The sequence below is a fragment of the Actinoplanes sp. GCM10030250 genome, from assembly GCF_042666575.1.
Taxonomy (GTDB): domain Bacteria; phylum Actinomycetota; class Actinomycetes; order Mycobacteriales; family Micromonosporaceae; genus Actinoplanes.
Genome location: NZ_JBHTDO010000032.1, coordinates 1 through 22,735, shown reverse-complemented (window position 1 = coordinate 22,735; position 22,735 = coordinate 1). Strand labels below are relative to the sequence as shown.

Sequence of the window (22,735 nt, the reverse complement as noted above, 5' to 3'; positions counted from 1 at the left end):
GCGACTCCGGCCAGGTAGGCGGAGGAACCGGCGCGCCACCCACCACGGCCCGCCCGCGTCCACGGCTGTCAGGCGCACCGCTCACCGGCGCCGACCCGCTGACCGGTGCCGCGCTGATCGGCGCCGCACTGCCACGGGACGCCTCATAGACCGGGGTGTGCACAGCCTTACGACGGCCGGGGTCACCCGGATAGCGCTGGCCGGGGAGCGGCTCCCACTCCCAGGTGATCTCGTACACCCAGGCTGGTTCGTCGTCCCAGCTGTCCGCGCCCGGCCGGGAGCTCCAACCGTTCATCGGGCGCCTGGGCCCGGCGATTGGCAACGCTCCGTCACGGCGAACTCCACCTGTCAAAAAATCGTGCCGCGGCCGGCCGGGGACCCGGGTAGAGTCGCCCGGCTCCACTGCGAGGGTTCGAGAGGAGATTAACGGCGTGGACCGGCTCGACGCCAGGGTGCTGACGATCTCTCGAAACGGTCCGTTCCGCGCCTCCGCCACTACTTTCGGTGCGCTGATCGGATCGGGTTTCCGGCGGTACTCGACCTACCGGCAAGCCACCATAGCCGGAACGTTCACGAACATCGTGTTCGGCTTCCTGCGGTGTTACGTGCTGCTCGCTGTTGCCGAGGGTTCGGCGGACGGCCTGCCCGCCGGATATGACGCCGAGCAGCTCGCGACATATGTCTGGGTGGGACAGGGCCTACTGAGCGTGATCGGGCTCTGGGGCTGGACCGAGCTGGCCGATCGGATCCGCACCGGTGACATCGCGGCCGACCTGTTACGTCCGGTCCCTCCGCTGGTCAGTTATCTGGCCGCTGACCTGGGCCGGGCGCTCTACGCGATGCTGACCCGCCTCGGTGGCCCGCTGCTCGCCGGTGCGCTGTTCTTCCCGCTGCGAACCCCGACCAGGTGGCAGACGGTGCCGCTCTTCGCCGTCTCCGTGCTGCTGGCGGTGATCATCTGTTTCGGCTGCCGGTATGTGGTGAACGCCTCGGCGTACTGGCTGCAGGACGCCCGCGGACCGATCATGATCTGGACACTCGGGTCCGGGGTGCTCGGTGGCCTCTACTTCCCGCTGCGGCTGCTGCCGGAGGAGTTCGTGCTCACACTGTGGCTGGCCACGCCGCTGCCTAGCCTGCTGCAGGCGCCGCTCGACGTGATCGCCGAGCGGGACGGCCCGGCGCTTCAGGCCGGGCTCGTCGTGGTGCAGGTGGTGTGGGCGGTCGTGGTCCTGCTGCTGGCGGCGCTGGTGCAGCGGCGGGCCGAGCGCCGGCTGGTAGTGCAGGGTGGGTGAGTTGCGGGCGTACGCCGCTCTCGGTTCGGCCCAGGTCCGCTCGGTGATGTCGTACCGGGTGTCGTTTCTGGCGGAGATGGTCGCCAACATGGGCGCCACGGTCTTCGACGTGCTGGCCGTGCTGGTGTTGTTCCGTGCGACGCCGCAGGTGGGCGGCTTCTCGCTGCGCGAGGCGGTGCTGATCGTGGGCCTCAGCTCGGCCGGGTTCGCGCTGGCCGACCTGCTGGTCGGCAACGTGGATCACCTGAAGAACTACGTGCGCGCCGGAACGCTGGACACCGTACTGATCCGGCCGCTGGGTGTGCTGCCGCAGTTGCTGCTGATGGATCTGCCGCTGCGCAAGCTGCTGCGGGTGATCTTCTCGTTCGCCGTGCTGGGCGGCGCGATCGCGATCAACGACGTCGACTGGACGCCGGCGCGGCTCGGGCTCGTCGTCCTCGCACCGGTGGCGGGCTGCGTCTTCTTCTCCTCGATCTTCGTGCTCAGTGCCAGCCTGGCGTTCTGGTGGGTGGATTCGGGGGAGATCGGCGCGGCGTTCACCTACGGCGGGCGGGACTTCACGTCGTACCCGATCACTGTTTACAGCGGCTGGTTCCGAGCACTTTTCGCGTACACCATCGGTTTTGCCTTTGTGGCCTATCAGCCGGCGCTGACGCTGCTCGGCCGGACCGATCCCCTGGGTCTCCCGGCCTGGGCCGGATTTCTGTCTCCGCTGGTTGCGCTCGTCGCGGCGGTCATCGCCGGCGGCGTCTGGCGCACCGGCATCCGTCACTACCGGAGCACGGGCTCATGATCACCATGCAAAACCTTCAGAAGACCTTTACCGTACGGGTCAAAGTCGGCCGATTCCGGCGGGAGAAACGCACGGTGACGGCCGTGGGTGGAGTGAGCCTGACCATCGAGCGGGGCGAGATGGTCGGCTACATCGGCCCGAACGGTGCCGGCAAATCCACCACGCTGAAGATGCTCACCGGCGTCCTCACTCCCTCCGGCGGCGACGTCACGGTCTGCGGCCTCGCCCCGGTTCCGCAGCGGACCCGGCTCGCCCTGCGGATCGGTGTGGTGTTCGGGCAGCGCTCCCAGCTCTGGTGGGACCTGCCGCTACGCGAGTCGTTCCGGCTGCTCAGGCACATCTACCGGGTGCCCGCCGCGGAACACGAGGCCCGGTTGCGCCGCTGCCGTTCCCTGCTTGACCTCGACGAGTTCCTGGACATTCCGGTGCGGCAGCTCTCCCTCGGCCAGCGGATGCGCGGCGAGCTCACCGCGGCGCTGCTGCACGGACCGGAGGTGCTGTTCCTCGACGAGCCCACCATCGGCCTGGACGTCGTGAGCAAGCAGGCGGTCCGCTCGTTCCTGGCCGAGCTGGGCGAGTCCGGTGACGTGACGCTGGTGCTGACCACGCACGACCTGGCCGACATCGAACGTCTCTGCGAGCGGCTCGTGGTGATCGACCACGGCCGGGTCGTGCACGACGGCAGCATCGAGGCGCTGCACTCCCGGTACGGGTCACGCCGCAGCCTCGTCGCCGATCTGGACCGGCCGCTGCCGGACGGCTTCGAGCTGCCCGGCGCCACGCTCGTGGCGACGGCGGCGGAGCGGCACCGGGTGACCTTCACCCTGGAGTCGGCGGCGGCCGGGGCCGCGGTGGCGGGTCTGGTGGCGGCTGTCCGGGTGCGTGACCTGTCGCTGCTGGAGCCGGACATCGAGGATGTGGTCGCGAAGCTCTACCGCGCTACCGATGCTCCATGATCAGCACGGCCCAGGTTGATGCGAGCGCCTCGTAGCGGTGCGGCACGTCGCCGGGGAAGGTGACGTAGTCGCCCGCGCCGAGCTCGACCGTCTCACCGACCGGCCCGGTGACGATCCGGCCGGAAGCCACCACCATGTGCTCCACGGTTCCCGGGATGTGCGGCTCCGCCTCGCGGGCGTCACCCGGCTCCAGCTCGACGACGTAGATGTCGCGCCGGGTGTGCGGTGCGCCGGTCGCGAGCAGCCGTGCCACGAACTCGGCACGGTCCGCGCGCAGGCTGGTGCCCTCGCCGGCCCGGATCACCCGGATCGGGGAGGGCGGCGGCTCGACGAGCCGGCTGAACGGGACGCCGAGCGCCACGCCCAGCGCCCACAGCGTCTCGATGCTCGGGTTGCCGGCGCCCGCCTCCAGCTGGGAGAGCGTGGACTTGGCCAGGCCGGCGCGCCGGGCGAGCTCGGTCAGAGAGATCCCGGCCCGCTCGCGCTCGCGGCGCAGGGCGGCGGCGATGACGGCCAGCGGCGGTGCCGGCTGCTGCATGTTCGCTCCATCGGTCCAGGTGTTCGATTTGACGAACGCTCCGCGTTGCGTTCAGCATAACGAACTATGAGTACGGTAAAACGAACGCTTCGGGATGTGGGGGCCCTGGCCGCCGCCACGCTCGCGGTGGGCGCCTCCTTCGGTGCCATCACCATCGCGTACGGGCTACCGGCCTGGGTTCCCGTCGTCATGTCGGTGCTCGTCTTCGCCGGCGGCTCACAGTTCCTGGCGGTCGGCCTGTTCGCCGCGGGCAACCCGCTCGCCGCGGTCCTCGCCGGGCTCCTGCTCAACGCCCGGCACCTGCCGTTCGGCCTGGCAATTGGCGACACCATCGGCACCCGGTGGCGGGACCGCCTCGTCGGCAGCCACCTGATGACCGACGAAACCGTCGCCTTCGCCCTTGCCGAGCGTGAACCCGCCCAGCGCCGCCGGGTTTATTGGACCGTCGGGGTGATGCTCTTCGTCACCTGGAACACCGGCGTGGTCCTTGGTGTGCTCCTCGGCGGTGCGACCGGCGACCCGGACGCGTTCGGGCTGGACGCGGCGTTTCCGGCGGGGTTGATCGCGTTGATCCTGCCCTCGTTGCGGGACCGGGACACGCGGCGGGTGGCGCTGGTGGGAGCGGCTGTCGCGGTGTTGCTGACGCCGGTGCTGCCTGCGGGGTTGCCGGTGCTGTGCGCCCTGCTCGGGCTGCTGGTTCTGCTGCGCCCGTTCTCCCGGCGGCGTCCCGCTTCCGCTTCCGTTTCCGCTTCCGTTTCCGCTTCCGTTTCCGCTCCCGCTTCCGCTTCCGCTCCCGCTCACGCCGCGCCTGTTTCGGCCGCGGCTCCAGCGGTGTCGGACTCCGCGGCTGCGACTGATGAGGAGGAGGAGGCGCGATGCTGATCACGGCGATTTTGGCTCTTGCAGCCGGCACCTATGCCATTCGGTTGAGCGGGGTTCTGCTCCGCGACCGCCTCGCGCTCTCCGACTCGCTGCAGCGACTCCTGCCGATGGCGGCCGCCGCGCTGCTCGCCGCCCTGGCCGGGACAGCGGCGCTGATGGCGGGCAGCGAGTTCGCCGGTGTGGCGCGGCCGGCCGGTGTGCTGGTGGGAGCCATCCTGGCGTGGCGCCGCGCACCGTTCGTTGTGGTGGTTGTCGCTGCCGCCGCGGTGGCCGCCCTGCTTCGCCTCGCCGGCTTGCCCTGAACGACTCGGATCAGCGGGGATACCTGAACGACCCCGAGCCCAGCGACGGTAGCTGCACACATTGGGGTTGCGTGTGCACTGATATGGCCTATGACGTGGGTAAACGCGCACACAACCTCAACGTGTGCGCCTACTCGCGCTCGACGCGTCAGCGTGTGCGTCTATCCGCGCTCGACGCGTCAGCGTGTGCGTCTGTCAGCGCTCGACGCCGGTCCCCGGAGGCCCGACCAGGGGAGGGGAGGGTTAGATCTTGGCGTTGAGGGCGACCTTGGGCTTGGGGACTCGCATGCGGCGGAAGGTGAGGCCGCGCATGATGCCGTAGAGGTAGAGCGAGCCGAGCCGCTGGCCGGTCTGCGGGAAGCGTTCCTTGACCAGCTTCTTGATGCGGCGGGCGATCAGGATGCTGTCGAGCAGGACGGCGACTGCCAGGCCGGCCCAGATCAGGGTGCTGATCTGCTGGATCAGCGGGTTGGGCACGGAGGAGCCGATCAGCACGACCACGGCGCCGCCGATGAACCAGGAGCCGACGGTGCGGCGGGAGTCGACGATGTCGCGGACCAGGGAGCGCTCGGGGCCCCGGTCGCGGGCCAGCAGGTAGCGCTCGTCGCCGTTGCGCATGCCTTCGGCGGCCTCGGCGCGCTCGGTCCGCTGCCGTTCGCGCAACTGCTTGTACGCCTCTTTGCGGTTGGACGGCGCCGGATCCTGGACGCGGCGGCCGGTGCTCACCCGTTTCGGCGTGACCACGCCCAGCTCTTTTTTGCTGGGCGTGTAGCCCTTGGGGCGCGACTCGGAACTCACCTCCTGGTCGACCGAGGAGGTGGCGTCTGCGACGAGGTCGGCTTCTTGCTTGCGGCGAAACAGCGGGGACACGCCACGAGCGTAGCCAAACGGCGCGGTGTGACACACACCGCGCCGTTGATCGTGACTAAATTGCTCGTCAGAGCCGGCTGAGAGCCGTAGCTCAGCCGGCTGGAAGCCGTAGCTCAGCCGGCCGAGAGCCGTAGCTCAGAGCCGGCTGAGAGCCGTAGCTCAGAGACGCTCGACGTGGGCGCCGAGGGCGGCCAGCTTGGCCTCGAAGTCCTCGTAGCCGCGCTTGATCAGGTTGACGCCGTAGACGCGGGAGGTGCCCTCGGCGGCGAGTGCCGCGATCAGGTGCGCGAAGCCGGCCCGCAGGTCGGGGATGACCAGGTCGGCCGCGTGCAGCTTGGAGGGGCCGGCGATGACCGCGGAGTGCATGAAGTTGCGGCGGCCGAAGCGGCAGGGTGTGCCGCCGAGGCAGTCGCGGTAGACCTGGATGGTCGCGCCCATCTGGTTGAGCGCCTCGGTGTAGCCGAGCCGCTGCTCGTACACCGTCTCGTGCATGATCGAGATGCCGCGGGCCTGGGTGAGGGCGACGACGAGGGGCTGCTGCCAGTCGGTCATGAAGCCGGGGTGCACGTCGGTTTCGAGCGCCACTGCCTGGAGCTCGACGCCGGGGTGCCAGAACTTGATGCCGCCCTCGGAGCCGGTCACGCCGTCGCGGGCGACCCGGTCGTCGGTGATCTTCAGCTCGCCGCCGATCGCGCGGTAGACGTTCAGGAACGTCATCATGTCGGCCTGGCGTGCGCCGAGCACCTCGATCTCGCCGCGGGTGGCGAGCGCGGCGGCGGCCCAGCTGGCGGCCTCGATGCGGTCCGGGATCGGCTTGTGCTCGTAGCCGTACAGGCGGGGCACACCCTGGATCTCGATGACCCGGTCGGTGTGCACCTTGATGATCGCGCCCATCTTCTGCAGCACGCAGATCAGGTCGATGATCTCCGGCTCGATGGCGGCGTTGCGCAGCTCGGTGACACCCTCGGCGCGGACCGCGGTGAGCAGTACCTGCTCGGTGGCGCCGACGCTCGGGTAGGGCAGTTCCAGCTTGGCGCCGTGCAGGCCGTTCGGGGCGCTCAGGTGCATGCCCTCGGGCGTCTTGTCGACGACCGCGCCGAACTCGCGCAGCGACCTGATGTGGAAGTCGATCGGCCGCGGGCCGATGTGGCAGCCACCCAGGTCCGGGATGAACGCGTGGCCGAGCCGGTGCAGCAGCGGGCCGCAGAGCAGGATCGGGATCCGGCTGGAGCCGGCGTGCACGTTGATCTCGTCGGTGGTGGCACTCTCCACGTTCGTGGGGTCCATCACGATCTCGCCGTCCTCGGCGCCGTCGCTGACCTTCACGCCGTGCAGCTCGAGCAGACCGCGGACCACCTCGACGTCACGGATCCGCGGAACGTCGAAGAGGCGGCTCGGTGACTCACCCAGCAGGGCGGCGACCATCGCCTTGGACACGAGGTTCTTGGCGCCACGGACCCGGATCTGACCCTGCAACGGCGTACCGCCGTGCACGATCAGGACATCGTCGGTCAACGTAACCTCCAGCCGGTGGGCGTCTGGGACACCCGGTGATCGAGGGGGCAGGCGCGGGTGGGGGTACCCGATCCTGCAACCGGGGAAGCATAGCGCTGAGTGACAACAATGGCAGGGCTGGCAGGGCGTGAAACGCCGTAAATGCTGCTCACTAAGGGAGTATTAAAGATTCCACCGAACGTGTGGATTCGTTCGGCTACGCAGAGTGACCGCAGGAGGGGTTAGGGCAGGGCCAGCATCTGGTCGAGTGCCACCCGTGCCTCGTGGGCGGTCTTCTCGTCGACCGAGATGACGTTCGGCACCCGGCCGGCGACCAGCTCCTCGAGCGCCCACACCAGGTGGGGCAGGTCGATGCGGTTCATCGTCGAGCAGTAGCAGACCGTCCGGTCGAGGAACATGATCTGCTTGTCCGGGTGGGCGAGTGCGAGACGCCGTACCAGATTGAGCTCTGTCCCGACCGCCCACGCCGACCCGGCCGGTGCCGCGTCCAGGGCCTTGATGATGTATTCGGTGGAGCCGACGTAGTCGGCGGCCCGGACCACGTCGTGCCGGCACTCCGGGTGGACCAGGACGTTGACGCCCGGCACCCGCTCGCGCACCTCACGGACGCTGTCGAGAGTGAAACGGCCGTGCACCGAGCAGTGACCGCGCCAGAGGATCATCCGGGCGTTGCGAAGCTGCTCGCCGGTCAGGCCGCCGTTCGGCTTGTGCGGGTCGTAGAGGACGCAGTCGTCCAGGTCGAAGCCCATCTCCAGGACCGCCGTGTTGCGGCCGAGGTGCTGGTCGGGCAGGAAGAACACCTTCGAACCCTGCTCGAACGACCAGGTCAGCGCGCGATTGGCGTTGGAGGAGGTGCAGACGACGCCCTTGTTGCGGCCGACGAAGCCCTTGATGTCGGCGGAGGAGTTCATGTACGTCACCGGCACGATGTCGCCCGCGATGCCCAGGTCCTCGAAGTGCTCCCAGGCGGTCTCCACCTGGCCCAGCACTGCCATGTCGGCCATCGAGCAGCCGGCGGCCAGGTCGGGCAGGATCACGCGCTGGGCGGGCGTGGTCAGGATGTCCGCGCTCTCGGCCATGAAGTGCACGCCGCAGAAGACGATGAACTCCGCGTCCGGGCGGGCCGCCGCCTGCTGCGCCAGCTTGAACGAGTCACCGGTGACGTCGGCGAACTGGATCACTTCGTCACGCTGGTAGTGGTGGCCCAGCACGAACACCCGGGAACCCAGTGCCGCCTTGGCCGCTGTCGCCCGGGCCACCAGGTCCGGGTCGCTGGGTGCGGGGAGGTCGCCGGGGCAGTCGACGCCGCGCTCGCTGGCGGGGTCGGTGCCGCGGCCGAGCAGGAGCAGCGTGAGCGGGGAGTCTGAGGGCTCGGTCCAGGTCGACGTCACGCTCGCCATCGTTGCACAACGACTGGGACGGTAGCTGCGCCCGGGAAAGTGGCCTGCCACACTCGCGGGGTGCGCGTACTGATCTGTCCGGACAAGTTCGCCGGTACCCTTTCCGCCCCCGCTGTCGCCCAGGCCGTGGCCGAGGGCTGGTCCGCCCCCGGCGACGACCTCGTCCAGCGCCCGCTCGCCGACGGCGGCCCCGGTTTCGTCGAGGTCCTCGCCGCGGCCCTGGACGGCCGGCGGATCCCGGTCGCCACCGTCGACCCGCTGGGCCGCCCCGCCGAGGGGGAGATCCTGCTCGCCGGTACGACCGCGTACGTGGAGAGCGCCCAGGCGTGCGGCCTGCACCTGCTCACCGCCGACGAGCGCGACCCCGAGCGGACCACGTCGTACGGGCTGGGCCTGCTGATCGCCGCCGCTGTGGAGAGCGGTGCGGCCGAGGTGGTCGTGGGGCTCGGCGGCTCGGCGGTGAACGACGCGGGTGCCGGGATGCTCGCCGCGCTCGGTGCCGGGCCGGTCGACATCGCCGGGTACGCGCTGCCGTACGGCGGAGCCCCGCTGATCACCGCGACAGCCCTCTCCGGCGTACCCCAGCTGCGCCAGGCCCGGCTGGTCGCCGCCACGGACGTGGACAACCCGCTGACCGGCCTGCACGGCGCCTCCAACGTCTTCGGACCGCAGAAGGGCGCGAGCCGCGAGGCGGTGCTGCGCCTGGACGCCGCGCTGGAGAGTTTCGCCGGCGTCCTGGAGAAGGCGTTCGGTGCCGAGAACCTGACCACCGCACCGGGTGGCGGCGCGGCCGGCGGGATCGGCGCCGCGCTGATCGCCCTCGGCGGCCGGGTCACCTCGGGTATCAACCTGGTCACGAACCTGATCGGGCTGGACGCCGAGCTCGACGCGGCCGACCTGGTGATCACCGGTGAGGGTTCCTTCGACCATCAGTCGCTGCGCGGCAAGGTGGTCGCCGGGATCGCGGCGGGCGCCCGGGACCGCGGCCTGCCGTGTGTGGTCCTGGCCGGGCGCAACGAGACCGGGTACCGGGAGGCCGCGGCGGCCGGTGTGACCGAGACGCACACTCTCGTCGAACATTTCGGCTCGGTCGAGATGGCCCTTGCCGAACCGGCGCGCGGCCTGCGAGAACTCAGTGCGGGCTTGGCTGAGCAATGGAGCCGCCGTTAGTCCGGTCCAAGGGTGGTGGGTGGGGCGGTCGGATGGAGGTGATCTGCGACCCGCTCGGATTGGGAATCCGGGGGAATGGGGTTAGCGTTGCCTACGTACGGCACATGACCGCACCTGGCAGGGAGATACCTAGTGACCACTGAAGCGCACACCGAGTCGACCGAGGCGACCGCCCCGTCCGGCGTCATCTTGACCGACGTCGCCGCGGTGAAGGTCAAGGCCCTGATCGAGCAGGAAGGGCGCGACGACCTGCGCCTGCGTATCGCTGTACAGCCCGGTGGCTGCTCCGGCCTGCGCTACCAGCTCTTCTTCGACGAGCGCTCGCTCGACGGCGACGTCGTGAATGACTTCGACGGTGTCGGTGTCGTGGTCGACCGGATGAGCGCTCCTTACCTCGCCGGCGCCACGATCGACTTCGCGGACCGGATCGACGCTCAGGGCTTCACGATCGACAACCCCAACGCGCAGAACTCCTGCGCCTGTGGTGACTCGTTCCACTGATCGCGGAACCAATCAGCAGGCCGTCCCGTTAACGGGGCGGCCTGCTGGCTGTCACCGACCGGTAGTCTCAAGCCGTAACGACCCTGTTTCCCCGACCCCGAGGGCCGAAATGAAGATCGCCGTCACCGGCTCGATCGCCACCGACCACCTGATGCACTTCCCCGGCAGGTTCGCCGAGCAGCTCATCGCCGATCAGCTGCACAAGGTCTCGCTCTCCTTCCTCGTGGACGACCTGGTGGTCCGGCGCGGCGGCGTGGCTCCGAACATCGCCTTCGGAATGGCCAAGCTGGGGCTGCGGCCGATCCTGGTGGGTGCGGTCGGCGCGGACTTCGCCGACTACCGGTCGTGGCTGGAGCGGCACGGGGTCGACTGCGACTCGGTGCACATCAGCGACGTGGCGCACACCGCCCGCTTCGTCTGCACCACCGACGACGACCTCAACCAGATCGCCTCGTTCTACGCCGGCGCGATGGCCGAGGCCCGCAACATCGAGCTGGCCCCGGTCTTCGAGCGCTCCGGCGGTCTCGACCTGGTGCTGGTCGGCGCCAACGACCCGGCCGCGATGATCCGCCACTCGCAGGAGTGCCGCGCCCGCGGTTACGCGTTCGCCGCCGACCCCTCCCAGCAGCTCGCCCGGATGGACGGCTCGGACGTGCTGAGCCTGATCAGCGGCGCGGAATATCTGCTCACCAACGAGTACGAGCGCTCGCTCCTGGAGACCAAGGCCGGGCTCACCTCCGACCAGGTCCTGGACGAGGTGAAGGTGCGTGTCACCACGCTCGGCAAGGACGGCGTGGAGATCACCGGGCGGGGGATCGAGCGGATCCACGTGCCGGTCATCCCGGACGTGATCGGCGAGGACCCGACGGGTGTCGGCGACGGCTTCCGGGCCGGCTTCTTCTCCGGCATCTCCTGGGGCCTGGGCCTGGAGCGGTCCGCCCAGGTCGGCTCGCTGGTGGCGGCACTGATCCTGGAGACCGTCGGCACCCAGGAGTACGACATCAAGCCCTCCGAGTTCACCAAGCGCCTCGGCGCCGCGTACGGGGAAGAAGCGGTCGCCGAGATCGCGCCGTTCCTCAAGGCCTGACCGCAGCATGGTCCTCGCCGTCTTCGCCGGCCTCCCGGGTGTCGGCAAGAGCACCCTCGCCGCCGCGGTCGCCGCCGAGCTGCCGGCCGCGGTGCTCGCCGTCGACACCGTCGACTTCACGCTCCAGCGCTACGGGGTGCACGAGACCCGGCCCGGGTTCGCCGCCTACGGGGTGGTGGCCGCGCTCGCCGAGCAGCAGCTCGGCATCGGCCACCACGTGATCATCGACGCGGTGAACCCGGTCCGCGCGGCCCGCGATCTCTGGATCGACCTGGCCGAGCGGATGGCGGTGCCGCTGCGGGTGGTCGAGGTGATCTGCGGCGACGACGCGGAGCACCGGCGCCGGGTCGAGTCCCGGTATGCGGCCCGTGATCACGAGGGCATCCCGGACTGGGTGCGTGTCCTCGAGCGGCAGGCCGAGTACGAGCCGTACCTCGGCCCCCGGCTCGTGGTCGACACCTTCCTGGCCAAGGAGCCGGTCCCGCAGGTGGTCAGCTACCTCAGCTGACCCGGCGGACGTCGAACTGGTCGCCGTGGGCGGCGACGAACTCCTGGCCCTTCATCCGGCACCAGGCGGGGATGTCGTTGGCCGCGGCGGGGTCGTCGGCGAGCACCCGCACGATCTCGCCGACCGCCACCCCGGGCATGGCCTTGGCCAGCTTGATCACCGGGAGCGGGCAGCGCTGGCCACGGCAGTCCAGGGTGATCACATCCCGGCCTCCGCCCTGATCCGCTCCACCGCGCCGGGCAGGACCGTGAGGAAGCGGTCCACCTCCGCCTCGGTGGTGCCCCGGTGCAGCGAGACCCGGATGTTGCCGTGGCTGAGCACACCCATCGCCTCCAGCACGTGGCTGGGCCGCAGCGTGGACGAGGTGCACGAGGAACCCGACGAAACCGCGAGACCGTGCCGGTCCAGCGCGTGCAACAGCGCCTCGCCGTCTACGTAGAGGCAGCTGAACGTGACGAGATGCGGCAGCCGGTCGACCGGGTCGCCGACGATCTCCACGTCCGGCACGGTCGCCGCGACCCGTTCGCGGATCCGGTCGACGAGTGCGCTCAGGCGTACCCCCTCGGTCTGAGCCTCGGCCACCACTGCCCGCAGGCTCGCCGCGGCCGCGACCACCGCCGGAAGATCTGCCGCGCCCTGCGCGTGTGGGCGATAAAGATCATCCTGCGGATGCGGTGAGATCCATCGCACACCCTTGCGAACCACGAGGACACCCACGCCCGGCGGACCACCCCATTTGTGCGCGCTGGCACTGAGCAGAGACCAACCATCGGGTACGGGCAAACGACCGACCGTCTGAGCAGCGTCGACGAAGAGGGGCACCCCGGCCTCCGCGCAGAGTTCCGCCGCTGCGGCCACCGGTTGCACAGTCCCCACCTCATGACTGGAACTGATCAGGCTCGCCAGGGCCACTCCCGGCTCCGCCACCGCCTTCGCCCAGGCGTCCAGGTCGAGCCGGCCGAGGCGGTCGACACCCACCTCGGACGCCTCGGCGGACCGGGCGGCGTGCAGCACCGCCGAGTGCTCGATCGCCGAGTGCACCAGGGAGCGGCCGAACCTCTTGCGTCCCGCCAGTCCACCCAGTACCGCGGCCTGAGCGGCGGACGTTCCGGACGGCCAGAAGGAGAGCTCGTCCGGGCGTACGCTCAAGATCTCGGCGACCACCGCGGTGGCTGCCTGCTGCAGCTGCTGGGCCCGGCGCCCGGCGGCGTAAAGCCGTGCCGGGTCCGCCCAGCCGTCGGCAAGGGACGCGAGCAGGGCCTCCCGGGCCACCGGATGCAGCGGAGCCGCGCTCGCGGAGTCCAGGTATGCCGCCCCGGCCGGATCGCCTGTGTAATCCACAGAGGGAACGGTATCGTCCGGTTGTCCGGGAGTTTGTTCCGACGGCCTGCGGGGATCCATCCCCAAGGGACCTACGGCCCCCCGGTGAGACGCGGGCCGTTCCAGGTCGAGTAGTGTGCGACCGTCGGTGAGCCTTGCCGCCAGGTGTCCGTTTCGGCGGACCCGGCGGCGCTGCTAAGGAGGCAGAAGCAGGTGGGCGCAAGGAGTTCGGCCACACGGCCGCGGGCAGTTGGCCGGGCGGCCGGGCTGGGTCTCGGCGGTGCGACGCTGCTGACGCTGCTCTCAGGATGCTCGATTGCGGACTGGGGCGATGCGTTCGGGCACTTCGGCTGGCCGAGCCGGGGCATCAGCCTGCAGGCGCACGAGATGTACGACCTGTGGATCGCGTCGACGATCGCCGCTCTGGTGGTCGGCTTCGGCGTGTGGGGTCTGATCTTCTGGTGCGTGATCCGGTATCGCAAGCGCGGTGACGAGCTGCCCGTGCAGACCCGGTTCAACATGCCGATGGAGATCCTCTACACGGTCACACCGGTGCTGATCGTCGCGGTGCTCTTCTACTACACCGCGATCGTGCAGACCAGCGTGGACAAGCTGTCGAAGGACCCGGACCAGATCGTCGAGGTCGTCGGTTTCAAGTGGAACTGGCAGTTCAACTACCGCGACGGCATGGGTGCGGAGGCGAACACGGTCGCCTCGACCGTCGGCTCGTCCGACGTCATCCCGATCCTGGTGCTCCCGGTGGGTCAGAAGATCCGCTTCGAGGAGACCAGCCGCGACGTCATCCACTCGTTCTGGGTGCCGGAGATGCTGTTCAAGCGGGACGTCATGCCGGGCAACGTGCGTAACGTCTTCGAGGCCACGCTGGACAAGGAAGGCCGCTACGTCGGCCGCTGCGCCGAGCTGTGCGGCACCTACCACGCCTTCATGAACTTCGAGCTGGTCGTCGTCTCGCCGGCGAACTTCGAGAAGTTCCTGACGAGCAAGAAGGGCGGCGCCTCCACGCCGGAGGCGATGGCCGCGATCGGCTTCACCGGTGAGGCGGCGTACGCGGAGAAGACCGAGCCGTTCAACACCCGGCGCCAGCAGCACAGCTGGAACCAGCCCGAGACCGTAGCCGCGGGGAAGTAGGAGTCTCGACGTGCGGACCGAATACAAGATCTTCGCCGCGGTCGCCGCGTTCCTCTTCGGCGCGGCCATCGTCTACGGCTTCTACACCGACGGCACCGGCACCCACCCCGAGTGGGTCGGCCTCGTCGCCCTGATCCTCTCCGGGCTGCTCTGCTCGATGTGCGCCGGCTTCTTCTGGTTCGTCGCCCGCCGCATCGACCTGCGGCCGGAGGACCGGGAGGACGGCGAGATCGCCGAGGGTGCCGGCGAGGTCGGCTTCTTCAGCCCCGGCAGCTACTGGCCCTTCGGCATCGCCCTGTCGGCCGCGATCACCGGCCTCGGCCTGGTGTTCTGGATGTGGTGGCTGGTCGCCTTCGGCCTGATCCTGGTGATCGTCACGTCCTGCGGCATGCTGTTCGAGTACTACTCGGGCACCCGGGCGCCGGAGCACTAGACCCACCGTTTCTCAAGAGAAGCCCGCACCCCTGGGGGTGCGGGCTTCTTCGTGTGCCGGGTCAGGCCGCTCGGCGCTGCTGCGGTGCCACGCGGCGGCGGCCGCCGTCCGGCTTCAGCCACAGGTGTACGACGATCGGCGCCACCACCTCGGCCGCACCGCATCTGGTGCAGACCAGTTCGGGACAGTCGTCGTGGCCGTCCTCGCAGGGTGGCACCTCGAACAGCATGTCGCCGTCGCAGATGACGCAGCGGAGTTCGCGTTCTGGCACGGGTGTCTCCTTCGCCGGAAGGTGGAATTACCCGAATGTCATTCAGACGCTGACATGCAAATCGGGCATTTCCGAGTATTACGCTCGGCGTGTTGGGGAACTTTCGCTTTCCAGAGTGGCACAGCCGCCTATTCGGCGGCCTTCGCCGCCCGCGCCGCGGCCACCCAGCGGTCCAGCTGAGCCGTCACGGCACCGGAGTCGACAACTTCCGCGGCCCGGGTGATTCCGGCCCGCAGCGTGTCTCTGAAGTCCCCTGGGAAGCCCGCCTGCGCCGCCAGCGCGGCCGCCGCGTTCAGCAGCACCGCGTCGCGGACCGGCCCCGGCTCCCCGGCGAAGGTCCGCCGGGCCACGTCGGCGTTGAACGCCGCGTCGCCACCCCGCAGGGCGTCCGGCGCGCTGCGCGGCAGGCCGAGCTCGGTCGAGTCGACGACCAGCTCCTCCACCTTGCCGTCGCGGGCCAGCCAGATCCGGGTGGGCGCGGCGGTGGTGAACTCGTCCAGCCCGTCCTCGCCGCGCATCACCAGCGCCGAGTCGCCGCGCCGGGCGAACACCTCGGCCATCACCGGCGCCATCCGGGTGTCGAAGCAGCCGACCGCGGCCGAGGTGGGCCGGGCCGGGTTCGTCAGCGGGCCGAGCACGTTGAAGAAGGTCGGCACGCCCAGCTCACGACGGGTCACCGAGGCGTGCCGCATACCGGGGTGGTAGCGGGCCGCGAAGCAGAAGCCGATGCCGGCCTCCTCGACGGTCCGAGCGACACCGGCCGGACCCAGGTCCAGCGGGAGGCCGAAGTGCTCCAGCAGGTCGGCGGTGCCGGTGGTGGAGGACGCCGACCGGTTGCCGTGCTTGACCACCGTCACGCCGGCGGCAGCCGTCACGATCGCCGCCATGGTGGAGATGTTCACCGTGTTGGCCCGGTCGCCGCCGGTGCCGACCACGTCGACCGCGCGGGTGCGGGTCTCCTCCGGCAGCTTCACCAGCGTGGCGTTCGCCAGCATCGCCTCGACCAGGCCGGCCAGCTCGGACGAGGTCTCGCCCTTGGCGCGCAGCGCGATGGCGAAACCGGCGATCTGCACCGGCGTGGCGGTGCCGGCCATGATCTCGCCCATGGCCCAGGCGGTGTCCGTGGTGGCGAGCTCCTCGCCACGCAGCAGGGCACTCGTCAGATTCGGCCAGGTACGCGCGCCCATGAAAGGGCCTCCGTCCGGGGGTCGGTCTTCTCAGCTGGAGATCTCGCCCTGCGTGCCCAGCGGGATCGCGCCGGCGCGCCGGGCGCGGAGCAGGCCGGCCACCGTCTGCCCGGTGGTGACCGGGTCCAGCGGGGCCAGCAGGGTCGCGTCGGCCTGCGCGTACGCCGCGAGCCAGCGATCGGCGGCCCGGGCGATGACGACGCAGGTGGGTGGTGGGGTCAGGTACTCGTCCTTGGCCTGGCGGGCCAGACCGAGACCGCCGGCCGGGCTGGCCTCGCCGTCGAGGACCATCAGGTCGATCTCGAACTGGTCGAGCAGTGCGCGGCACTCCTCCCACGTGGAGGCGTCGGCGAACTCGACCTTCAGGTCGGCTGCCGGGCGCGGGCCGATGGCGAGCCTGATCCGGTCCCGCACCGCGGCGTCGTCGCTGTACAGCAGAACGGTGTACTGGGTCGGCGTCTCGCTCATGTGTCCCGCCTCACGTCGTAGGTCTCGCCGATCGTACCGAATCCGTTATCCGGCCTCGGGGTCCGGTCGAACCGGCGCCCCAGCGTTTGTGATCTTGGCAGCATCGGCTGTCCGGGCGGCGTCCTCGGCCTCGGCCCGGTCCAGGGCGCGATCGATCCGTTTCGCCTCCCGCTCGGACTGGCGGACCCACTGCACCACCAGGATCCCGAGCATCGTGACGCTGACGATCTCACCGCCTGCCCACAGGATGCCGCCCGCGGTGACCTGATCGGCGTGCGGGTCCATCCAGGTCAGGCCCAGGTTCGGGTACCAGTCGCCGCCGAGCAGCTGTTTCTGCTGCATGATCGTCAGCCCGAGGACCGTGTGGAACGGCACGGAGAGGACCATCAGCAGGGCACGGCCCGGGTACGGCCACCGGTTCGGCAGCGGGTCCAGCCCCAGCAGCGGCCAGAAGAAGAGGCATCCGGTCACGATGAAGTGGAAGTGGATGAACTCGTGGAGCCAGGCGTGCTCGAGGGTCGAGCGGTACAGGCCGGTGAAGTAGAGGACGAACGGGTTCGCGATGAACAGCCCGAACGCGACCAGCGGGAACGTGAGCACCCGGACGACACGGCTGTGCACGACGGCGAGCAGCGCCCGGCGCGGTGCCGGCTGCAGGGTCCGCAGGGCCAGAGTGGTCGGTGCGCCGAGGGCCAGGAAGATCGGGCCGAGCATGGAGAGCACCATGTGCTGGACCATGTGTACCGAGATCAGCGTTGTGTCGTACGCCTCGATGCCGGTCACCGTGACCGCCGCGATCGATCCCAGTCCACCCGCGACGAAGGCCACGCTCCGCCCGGCCGGCCAGTGATCGCCGCGCTGTCTGAGCCGCCAGACCCCATAGAGATACAGCGCTGCCGAGACCAGCAGACCCAGTGCGATCAGCGATACAAGGTGGAACTCGGTGAAGATCGCCGCCGGGGTGAACGGCGGAAGATCAGTATCCCCGCTGCCGGCCGTGAGTGTTGGCATTTCGTCGAGGTGCACCACTCGAGGCTAGGCCTACCCGCTGGTCACAGAATATTCCGGGCCGTACGCGATGCCGGATTGGGGACCCCGGGGGACCTTGGGCCTGGTTCGGATGAATAATGAGGCCGTGACTGCGGCAGCCATCGACAAGAGCAGGATCCACTCGCTCACCCGACCCAACATGGTCAGCGTGGGAACCATCGTGTGGCTCTCCAGCGAGCTCATGTTCTTCGCGGCGTTGTTCGCGATGTACTTCTCCATCCGCGCGGCAGCACCCGAGCAGTGGGAGAAGCACACCGAAACGCTGAACATCCCGTACGCGACTACGTTCACGGTGATCCTTGTTCTCTCGTCGGTGACCTGCCAGCTGGGCGTGTTCGCGGCGGAGAAGGGTGACGTGTTCGCGCTGCGGCGCTGGTTCGCGATCACCTTCGTGATGGGACTGATCTTCGTGCTCGGCCAGGCGAACGAGTATCGCCACCTGGTCCACGACGGCGTCACCATCAACGGCGACGGTTACGGCTCGATGTTCTACCTGACCACCGGGTTCCACGGTCTGCACGTGACCGGCGGCCTGGTCGCCTTCATCATCTACATGATCCGTACGACCATGGGTAGGTTCACCCCCGCCCAGGCGACGTCAGCGATCGTCGTGTCGTACTACTGGCACTTCGTGGACATCGTGTGGATCGCGCTGTTCGCCATGATCTATTGGCTTCAGTGACGCCGTTACCGCTGAGCTTCGAGTTCGACACCCAGAGGGACATAGCCCATGACTTCTGACACCCCCGCCCGCAGGCGTGCCCGGGTGTTCACCCGGCGGCGCTCCGCGCCCAGCCGGGCGCGCCGGCGGCTCGGCGCAGCGGTGCGCATGATCGCTGCCCTCGCCCTGGCCGGAGGCGTCTACACCGCCTTCACCCCGGGCGCCTTCGCGGACGACGACGTCCAGCTCTCCGCGGCAGCGCGAGAGGGCAAGGCGCTCTTCGACACCAGCTGCATCACCTGTCACGGGCGTGACGGACAGGGCGTCGAGGAACGCGGCCCGAGCCTCATCGGTGTCGGTTCCGCCTCCGTCGAGTTCCAGGTCAGCACCGGCCGTATGCCGATGACCCGGCAGGAGGCGCAGGCGGAGGAGAAGCCGCCGCAGTTCAACGAGGAGCAGACCAGGCAGCTCGCCCAGTACGTCCAGGAGATCGGCGGCGGTCCGCAGGTCCCCGAGGGCTCCCTCGTCGAGGACCTGAAGACCAACCCGGACGCCATCGCCCGCGGTGGCGAGCTGTTCCGGGTGAACTGCACCTCCTGCCACGGTTTCGGTGGCGGCGGTGGCGCGCTCTCCTCGGGCAAGTTCGCACCGAGCCTGCACGACGCCACGGCCGAGCAGATCTACGCGGCGATGCTCAGCGGACCGCAGAACATGCCGGTCTTCGGTGACAACCAGCTGACGCCGGAGCAGAAGCGCCAGATCATCACCTACATTCAGAAGCAGCTTCAGGAAGACAAGGACCCGGGCGGCATCTTCAACCTGGGCCGGTACGGCCCGTCGACCGAGGGCATGGCCATCTTCCTGGTGGGCATCACGATCCTGGTCTTCACGTCGCTGTGGATTGCGGGGAAGTCATGACGGCTGTGCACTCTCACGCGGGCGAGTCCGGCGTTCAGCCGGTCGACGTGCACGACCCGCACCTGTCGCGCTTCGAGATCGTCAAAGAGGGTCTCCGGCGTGACGACATCGAGATCATCACGTACGAGTCGCAGTTCCACGGGCAGAACTCCAAGGCGGAGCGGCGGGTCGTCCGCAACATCTCCCTGCTGTTCTTCATCGCGGGCATCGCGACCGTGGCGTTCCTGTACTTCTACATCGCCTGGCCGTGGGAGTTCGAGCTCGGGCACACGCAGAGCGACTACTACACACCGCTGCTCGGTATCACGCTCGGCATCGGCCTGCTGGCGCTCGGGTTCGCGATCCTCGCCTGGGCGAAGAAGCTGCTCCCGCACGAGCTGTCGATCCAGCAGCGGCACGGCGGCCCGTCCCCCGAGGACGAGCAGCTGATCACCGGACAGACCATGCTGTATGTGGCTGACGAGCTCGGTGTCCAGCGCCGCCCGCTGCTCAAGGGCGCGATCGCCATCGGTATGGCGCCGCTCGGCCTCGCGGTCGCGGCCCCGCTGGTCGGTGGCCTCATCGAGAACCCGCACAAGGGTGATCACCCGATGATGTTCACGACCGGCTTCCACCCGTCGAACAACGGTGGTGAGCGGGTACGGCTGACCCGCGAGGACGGCAGCCCGATCCGTCCCGAGGACGTCAGCGCCGGTGGCCAGATGACCGTCTTCCCGGGCATCCCGCACGGCGCGACGAACCAGCACGCCGACTCGCCGACGCTGCTCATCCACCTGCGGGCCGACGACGCCTCGGACACCAGGCAGAGGGCCGACGCCGACCCGCGCAACAAGGGTTCGATGTGGGGCAACTACGTCGCCTACTCCAAGATCTGCACGCACGCCGGCTGCCCCGCCAGCCTCTACGAGCAGCAGACCAACCGCCTCCTCTGCCCGTGCCACCAGTCGCAGTTCCTCATCACTGACAACGCGCAGCCGGTTTTCGGACCCGCGACTCGGCGACTGCCGATGCTGCCGCTTACAGTGGACGAGGAAGGTTTCTTTGTGGCAGCGTCCGACTTCCGCGACACCGTCGGACCTGACTTCTGGGAGCGGCCGTGAAGCGCCGAAAGCTCGACCTAGCAGAGGCACCAGTCACCTTCGCCAAGGGGGTCGACGCCCGGTACACCGCGTCCACCCCGCTGCGCGGGCTGCTCAACAAGGTGTTCCCGGACCACTGGTCCTTCCTGCTCGGTGAAATCGCCCTGTTCTCCTTCATCGTTCTGCTGCTCACCGGCGTGTTCCTGACCCTCTTCTTCGACCCGTCGATGAAAGAGGTCCAGTACGACGGCTCGTACCTGGCGCTCAAGGACACCTGGATGTCCGCCGCCTACGCGTCCTCGCTGCACCTCTCGTTCGAGGTGCGCGGCGGCCTGTTCATGCGGCAGATGCACCACTGGGCGGCGCTGCTGTTCATGGCGTCGATCATCGTGCACATGGCCCGCATCTTCTTCACCGGCGCGTTCCGCAAGCCGCGTGAGGCGAACTGGGTCATCGGCATCGTGCTCTTCCTGCTGGGCTTCTTCGCCGGCTTCACCGGTTACTCGCTTCCCGACGACGGCCTCTCCGGCACCGGTCTCCGCATCGCCTCGGCGATCATGCTGACCCTCCCGGTCATCGGCACCTGGCTCTCCGCCGCCATCTTCGGCGGCGAGTTCCCCGGCGAGCTGATCATCGGCCGGTTCTACATCGCGCACGTGCTGCTCATCCCCGGCCTGCTCCTCGCGCTGATCAGCGTCCACCTGGGCCTGGTGTTCGCGCAGAAGCACACCCAGTGGCCCGGCCCGCTGCGGACCAACACCAACGTGGTCGGCGAGCGCATGTTCCCGCGCTACGCGATGAAGCAGGGCGGCTTCTTCATGGCCGTCTTCGGCGTGATCGCTCTGATGGCGGGCATGTTCCAGATCAACCCGATCTGGCTCTTCGGCCCGTACCGGGCGGCTGAGGTGTCCTCCGCCAGCCAGCCCGACTTCTACGTCATGTTCATGGACGGCCTGGTCCGTCTCACACCGAACTGGCAGATCTACATCCCCTTCGGCGACGGGTACAGCATTCCGCCGATGTTCTGGCCGGCCGTCGTGGGCCTCGGCGCGCTGTTCACGCTGCCCATGGCATACCCGTGGCTGGAAGCGCGCAAGCTCAAGGACAAGCGCATCCACCACCTGCTGGAGCGGCCCCGCGACAACCCGGAGCGCGTCGGCATCGGCATGATGGCGCTGTCGTTCTTCATGGTCGCCACGCTCTCCGGCGCCAACGACGTGATCGCCGACAAGTTCCACATCAGCCTGAACGCGATGACCTGGGCCGGCCGCATCGGCCTGCTGATCCTGCCGCCGCTCGCCTACTACATCTCGGTCCGCATCTGCCTGGGTCTCCAGCAGCACGACCGCGAGGTGCTGGCACACGGCGTCGAGACCGGCATCATCAAGCGCCTCCCGAACGGCCAGTTCGTCGAGGTACACCAGCCGCTCGGCCCGGTCGACGAGCACGGACACCCCATCCCCCTGGAATACGCGGGCTGGGTCGTACCGAAGAAGATGAACCGCATCGGTGCCCTCGCACCCGCGGTGAAGGGCTTCTTCTTCCCCGTCGAGAAGCCGGCCGAGATTCCGATCTCCCCGGCGGTCGGCGCCCCCGCCAAGCGCGAGGAAATCAAGTCCGGTCGCTGAGTTCTGACGATCAAGGCCCGCCGCGTTCTTCGCGGCGGGCCTTTTTCATTTCTTTCGTTTCATTTCTTTCGTACGGTCGACGGCTCACCGCCCCGCGCGGCCCGCGACGCAGGCGCGCCGTTCCGGCCGTGCAGCGGGTTCCGGGCGTGAGTGGGGGGTCGCTCTCAGCCCGCCGCTCTTGGGTCTTGAGTTCCGCCCGGCTCCAGCCCTCGGGCCTTGAGTTCCGCCCGCTTTGGGGGTCTACTCGCTTTGGGGTCCGCCCGGCTGTCGGGTCCGCCCGGCTGTCGGGTCCGCCCGGCTGTCGGGTCCGCCCGGCTGTCGGGTCCGCCCGGCTGTCGGGTTCGCCCGGATTGCGGCGTGTCAGTCGGCGTCAGGGAGGCCGATGGCAAAGGCGTCCTCGAGGTCGTGCTTGGAGTACGCGCGGAAGGCGATGTGCGACTCGGTATTGACGACCCCGGGAGTCTTGGAGATCCGGCCCGCGATGACCTCCGCGATGTCGTCGAACTTCGCGACACGCACGATGGCGATCAGGTCGACGTTGCCGGCCACCGAGTAGACCTCGCTGACCCCGTCAAGCGCAGCGAGCGCCTCGGCCACCTCGGGGATGGAGTCGGTGGCGCAGTCGATGTGGACGATCGCGGTGTTCACCTGCGGGCTCCTCGGCTGTGAGGGCGATAGTGGTCGCGACCATGCTATCCGCGCCCGCCTCCCCGCACACCCGCCCCAGCCCTTCCCCACCCGCCCTGCCCTTCCCCAC

At 69.2% G+C, this 22,735-nt stretch carries 26 protein-coding genes; 15 read left to right on the top strand and 11 right to left on the bottom strand.

The annotated features are described in order from the left end of the window. Positions 1–431 precede the first annotated feature (431 nt). From ACFQV6_RS32595 to ACFQV6_RS32585, 3 genes are read left to right on the top strand one after another with little or no spacing between them, the layout of a single operon-like run. Positions 432–1,292, top strand: coding sequence for an ABC transporter permease (locus ACFQV6_RS32595; RefSeq protein ID WP_378031487.1), 861 nt, complete (start codon positions 432–434; stop codon positions 1,290–1,292). Continuing rightward, on the top strand, positions 1,285–2,085 hold the full coding sequence (locus ACFQV6_RS32590) for an ABC transporter permease (RefSeq protein WP_378031486.1): 801 nt from the start codon (positions 1,285–1,287) through the stop codon (positions 2,083–2,085). The genes ACFQV6_RS32595 and ACFQV6_RS32590 overlap by 8 nt, the downstream gene beginning before the upstream one ends. Beyond that, positions 2,082–3,041 carry an ATP-binding cassette domain-containing protein gene (locus tag ACFQV6_RS32585; RefSeq protein WP_378031485.1) on the top strand — a complete coding sequence of 320 codons (960 nt, stop codon included), beginning with the start codon at positions 2,082–2,084 and terminating at the stop codon, positions 3,039–3,041. The genes ACFQV6_RS32590 and ACFQV6_RS32585 overlap by 4 nt, the downstream gene beginning before the upstream one ends. On the opposite strand, the gene ACFQV6_RS32580 is transcribed toward ACFQV6_RS32585, so the two are convergent. Continuing rightward, positions 3,025–3,579 (bottom strand): helix-turn-helix domain-containing protein, encoded by a 555-nt coding sequence (locus ACFQV6_RS32580; RefSeq protein WP_378031484.1) that lies wholly within the window; start codon positions 3,577–3,579, stop codon positions 3,025–3,027. The genes ACFQV6_RS32585 and ACFQV6_RS32580 overlap by 17 nt on opposite strands. A 96-nt stretch (positions 3,580–3,675) precedes the next feature. Here ACFQV6_RS32580 and ACFQV6_RS32575 point away from each other — a divergent pair, with 96 nt between their 5' ends. Continuing rightward, positions 3,676–4,461 carry an AzlC family ABC transporter permease gene (locus ACFQV6_RS32575; RefSeq protein WP_378031483.1) on the top strand — a complete coding sequence of 262 codons (786 nt, stop codon included), beginning with the start codon at positions 3,676–3,678 and terminating at the stop codon, positions 4,459–4,461. Next, positions 4,455–4,763 (top strand): AzlD domain-containing protein, encoded by a 309-nt coding sequence (locus tag ACFQV6_RS32570; RefSeq protein WP_378031482.1) that lies wholly within the window; start codon positions 4,455–4,457, stop codon positions 4,761–4,763. The genes ACFQV6_RS32575 and ACFQV6_RS32570 overlap by 7 nt, the downstream gene beginning before the upstream one ends. A 243-nt stretch (positions 4,764–5,006) precedes the next feature. Here ACFQV6_RS32570 and ACFQV6_RS32565 read toward each other — a convergent pair whose 3' ends face one another. From ACFQV6_RS32565 to nadA, 3 genes are all read right to left on the bottom strand, one after another. Continuing rightward, on the bottom strand, positions 5,007–5,633 hold the full coding sequence (locus ACFQV6_RS32565) for a DUF3043 domain-containing protein (protein ID WP_378031481.1): 627 nt from the start codon (positions 5,631–5,633) through the stop codon (positions 5,007–5,009). A 159-nt stretch (positions 5,634–5,792) separates the two neighbouring features. Further along, complete coding sequence (murA, locus tag ACFQV6_RS32560) at positions 5,793–7,148, bottom strand: UDP-N-acetylglucosamine 1-carboxyvinyltransferase (RefSeq protein WP_378031480.1); 1,356 nt, start codon at positions 7,146–7,148, stop codon at positions 5,793–5,795. A gap of 221 nt (positions 7,149–7,369) precedes the next feature. Further along, positions 7,370–8,548 (bottom strand): quinolinate synthase NadA, encoded by a 1,179-nt coding sequence (nadA, locus tag ACFQV6_RS32555; RefSeq protein ID WP_378031479.1) that lies wholly within the window; start codon positions 8,546–8,548, stop codon positions 7,370–7,372. A gap of 60 nt (positions 8,549–8,608) precedes the next feature. On the opposite strand from nadA, the gene ACFQV6_RS32550 reads away from it, so the two are divergent. From ACFQV6_RS32550 to ACFQV6_RS32535, 4 genes are all read left to right on the top strand, one after another. Further along, complete coding sequence (locus tag ACFQV6_RS32550; protein WP_378031478.1) at positions 8,609–9,718, top strand: glycerate kinase; 1,110 nt, start codon at positions 8,609–8,611, stop codon at positions 9,716–9,718. A 132-nt stretch (positions 9,719–9,850) separates the two neighbouring features. Beyond that, the gene (gene erpA / locus ACFQV6_RS32545; protein ID WP_378031477.1) at positions 9,851–10,219 is read left to right on the top strand and encodes an iron-sulfur cluster insertion protein ErpA; all 369 of its coding nucleotides are present in this window, start codon (positions 9,851–9,853) and stop codon (positions 10,217–10,219) included. Positions 10,220–10,328: 109 nt separating this feature from the next. Continuing rightward, positions 10,329–11,306 carry a carbohydrate kinase family protein gene (locus tag ACFQV6_RS32540; RefSeq protein ID WP_378031476.1) on the top strand — a complete coding sequence of 326 codons (978 nt, stop codon included), beginning with the start codon at positions 10,329–10,331 and terminating at the stop codon, positions 11,304–11,306. A gap of 7 nt (positions 11,307–11,313) precedes the next feature. Continuing rightward, positions 11,314–11,814: an AAA family ATPase gene (locus ACFQV6_RS32535; protein ID WP_378031475.1), complete on the top strand. Its 501-nt coding sequence runs from the start codon at positions 11,314–11,316 to the stop codon at positions 11,812–11,814. Here ACFQV6_RS32535 and ACFQV6_RS32530 read toward each other — a convergent pair. Together ACFQV6_RS32530 and ACFQV6_RS32525 are read right to left on the bottom strand one after the other, a co-directional pair. Then, positions 11,807–12,016 carry a sulfurtransferase TusA family protein gene (locus tag ACFQV6_RS32530; RefSeq protein WP_378031474.1) on the bottom strand — a complete coding sequence of 70 codons (210 nt, stop codon included), beginning with the start codon at positions 12,014–12,016 and terminating at the stop codon, positions 11,807–11,809. The genes ACFQV6_RS32535 and ACFQV6_RS32530 overlap by 8 nt on opposite strands. Continuing rightward, on the bottom strand, positions 12,013–13,155 hold the full coding sequence (locus ACFQV6_RS32525) for a cysteine desulfurase family protein (RefSeq protein WP_378031473.1): 1,143 nt from the start codon (positions 13,153–13,155) through the stop codon (positions 12,013–12,015). The genes ACFQV6_RS32530 and ACFQV6_RS32525 overlap by 4 nt, the downstream gene beginning before the upstream one ends. A 192-nt stretch (positions 13,156–13,347) precedes the next feature. Between ACFQV6_RS32525 and coxB the strand changes: the two genes are divergently transcribed. Next, positions 13,348–14,283, top strand: coding sequence for a cytochrome c oxidase subunit II (gene coxB / locus ACFQV6_RS32520; RefSeq protein WP_378031472.1), 936 nt, complete (start codon positions 13,348–13,350; stop codon positions 14,281–14,283). A 10-nt stretch (positions 14,284–14,293) separates the two neighbouring features. After that, positions 14,294–14,716: a cytochrome c oxidase subunit 4 gene (locus ACFQV6_RS32515; RefSeq protein WP_378031471.1), complete on the top strand. Its 423-nt coding sequence runs from the start codon at positions 14,294–14,296 to the stop codon at positions 14,714–14,716. A gap of 61 nt (positions 14,717–14,777) precedes the next feature. Here ACFQV6_RS32515 and ACFQV6_RS32510 read toward each other — a convergent pair whose 3' ends face one another. The 4 genes from ACFQV6_RS32510 to ACFQV6_RS32495 all read right to left on the bottom strand — a co-directional run bounded on the left by ACFQV6_RS32510 (position 14,778) and on the right by ACFQV6_RS32495 (position 17,671). Next, the gene (locus ACFQV6_RS32510) at positions 14,778–14,987 is read right to left on the bottom strand and encodes a hypothetical protein (protein WP_378031470.1); all 210 of its coding nucleotides are present in this window, start codon (positions 14,985–14,987) and stop codon (positions 14,778–14,780) included. Between the two features lie 128 nt (positions 14,988–15,115). Continuing rightward, positions 15,116–16,174, bottom strand: coding sequence for an anthranilate phosphoribosyltransferase (trpD, locus tag ACFQV6_RS32505; protein WP_378031469.1), 1,059 nt, complete (start codon positions 16,172–16,174; stop codon positions 15,116–15,118). Positions 16,175–16,204: 30 nt separating this feature from the next. After that, entirely contained in the window at positions 16,205–16,642 is a 438-nt protein-coding gene (locus ACFQV6_RS32500; RefSeq protein WP_378031468.1) for a hypothetical protein, read from the bottom strand. A 45-nt stretch (positions 16,643–16,687) separates the two neighbouring features. After that, on the bottom strand, positions 16,688–17,671 hold the full coding sequence (locus tag ACFQV6_RS32495; RefSeq protein WP_378031467.1) for a cytochrome c oxidase assembly protein: 984 nt from the start codon (positions 17,669–17,671) through the stop codon (positions 16,688–16,690). A 106-nt stretch (positions 17,672–17,777) separates the two neighbouring features. Here ACFQV6_RS32495 and ACFQV6_RS32490 point away from each other — a divergent pair, with 106 nt between their 5' ends. Genes ACFQV6_RS32490 through ACFQV6_RS32475 form a run of 4 tightly spaced genes read left to right on the top strand, consistent with a single transcriptional unit; the run spans position 17,778 to position 21,978 of the window. After that, complete coding sequence (locus ACFQV6_RS32490; protein ID WP_378031466.1) at positions 17,778–18,374, top strand: heme-copper oxidase subunit III; 597 nt, start codon at positions 17,778–17,780, stop codon at positions 18,372–18,374. A gap of 48 nt (positions 18,375–18,422) precedes the next feature. Next, positions 18,423–19,271, top strand: a complete 849-nt coding sequence (locus ACFQV6_RS32485) for a c-type cytochrome (RefSeq protein WP_378031465.1) — start codon at positions 18,423–18,425, stop codon at positions 19,269–19,271. Continuing rightward, entirely contained in the window at positions 19,268–20,371 is a 1,104-nt protein-coding gene (locus ACFQV6_RS32480; RefSeq protein ID WP_378031464.1) for a ubiquinol-cytochrome c reductase iron-sulfur subunit, read from the top strand. Before ACFQV6_RS32485 ends, ACFQV6_RS32480 begins: the two co-directional genes overlap by 4 nt. Continuing rightward, on the top strand, positions 20,368–21,978 hold the full coding sequence (locus ACFQV6_RS32475; RefSeq protein ID WP_378031463.1) for a cytochrome bc complex cytochrome b subunit: 1,611 nt from the start codon (positions 20,368–20,370) through the stop codon (positions 21,976–21,978). The genes ACFQV6_RS32480 and ACFQV6_RS32475 overlap by 4 nt, the downstream gene beginning before the upstream one ends. 360 nt (positions 21,979–22,338) lie before the next feature. Here ACFQV6_RS32475 and ACFQV6_RS32470 read toward each other — a convergent pair whose 3' ends face one another. After that, positions 22,339–22,626 carry an Lrp/AsnC family transcriptional regulator gene (locus ACFQV6_RS32470; protein WP_196419919.1) on the bottom strand — a complete coding sequence of 96 codons (288 nt, stop codon included), beginning with the start codon at positions 22,624–22,626 and terminating at the stop codon, positions 22,339–22,341. Positions 22,627–22,735 lie beyond the last annotated feature (109 nt).

Bases quoted from the DNA above. Each gene is read 5' to 3' on its own strand.
- ACFQV6_RS32585 (WP_378031485.1), top strand. From the start codon at position 2,082: ATGATCACCATGCAAAACCTTCAGAAGACCTTTACCGTACGGGTCAAA.
- ACFQV6_RS32580 (WP_378031484.1), bottom strand. From the start codon at position 3,579: ATGCAGCAGCCGGCACCGCCGCTGGCCGTCATCGCCGCCGCCCTGCGC.
- ACFQV6_RS32570 (WP_378031482.1), top strand. From the start codon at position 4,455: ATGCTGATCACGGCGATTTTGGCTCTTGCAGCCGGCACCTATGCCATT.
- nadA (WP_378031479.1), bottom strand. From the start codon at position 8,548: ATGGCGAGCGTGACGTCGACCTGGACCGAGCCCTCAGACTCCCCGCTC.
- ACFQV6_RS32540 (WP_378031476.1), top strand. From the start codon at position 10,329: ATGAAGATCGCCGTCACCGGCTCGATCGCCACCGACCACCTGATGCAC.
- ACFQV6_RS32535 (WP_378031475.1), top strand. From the start codon at position 11,314: ATGGTCCTCGCCGTCTTCGCCGGCCTCCCGGGTGTCGGCAAGAGCACC.
- trpD (WP_378031469.1), bottom strand. From the start codon at position 16,174: ATGGGCGCGCGTACCTGGCCGAATCTGACGAGTGCCCTGCTGCGTGGC.
- ACFQV6_RS32500 (WP_378031468.1), bottom strand. From the start codon at position 16,642: ATGAGCGAGACGCCGACCCAGTACACCGTTCTGCTGTACAGCGACGAC.
- ACFQV6_RS32485 (WP_378031465.1), top strand. From the start codon at position 18,423: ATGACTTCTGACACCCCCGCCCGCAGGCGTGCCCGGGTGTTCACCCGG.
- ACFQV6_RS32480 (WP_378031464.1), top strand. From the start codon at position 19,268: ATGACGGCTGTGCACTCTCACGCGGGCGAGTCCGGCGTTCAGCCGGTC.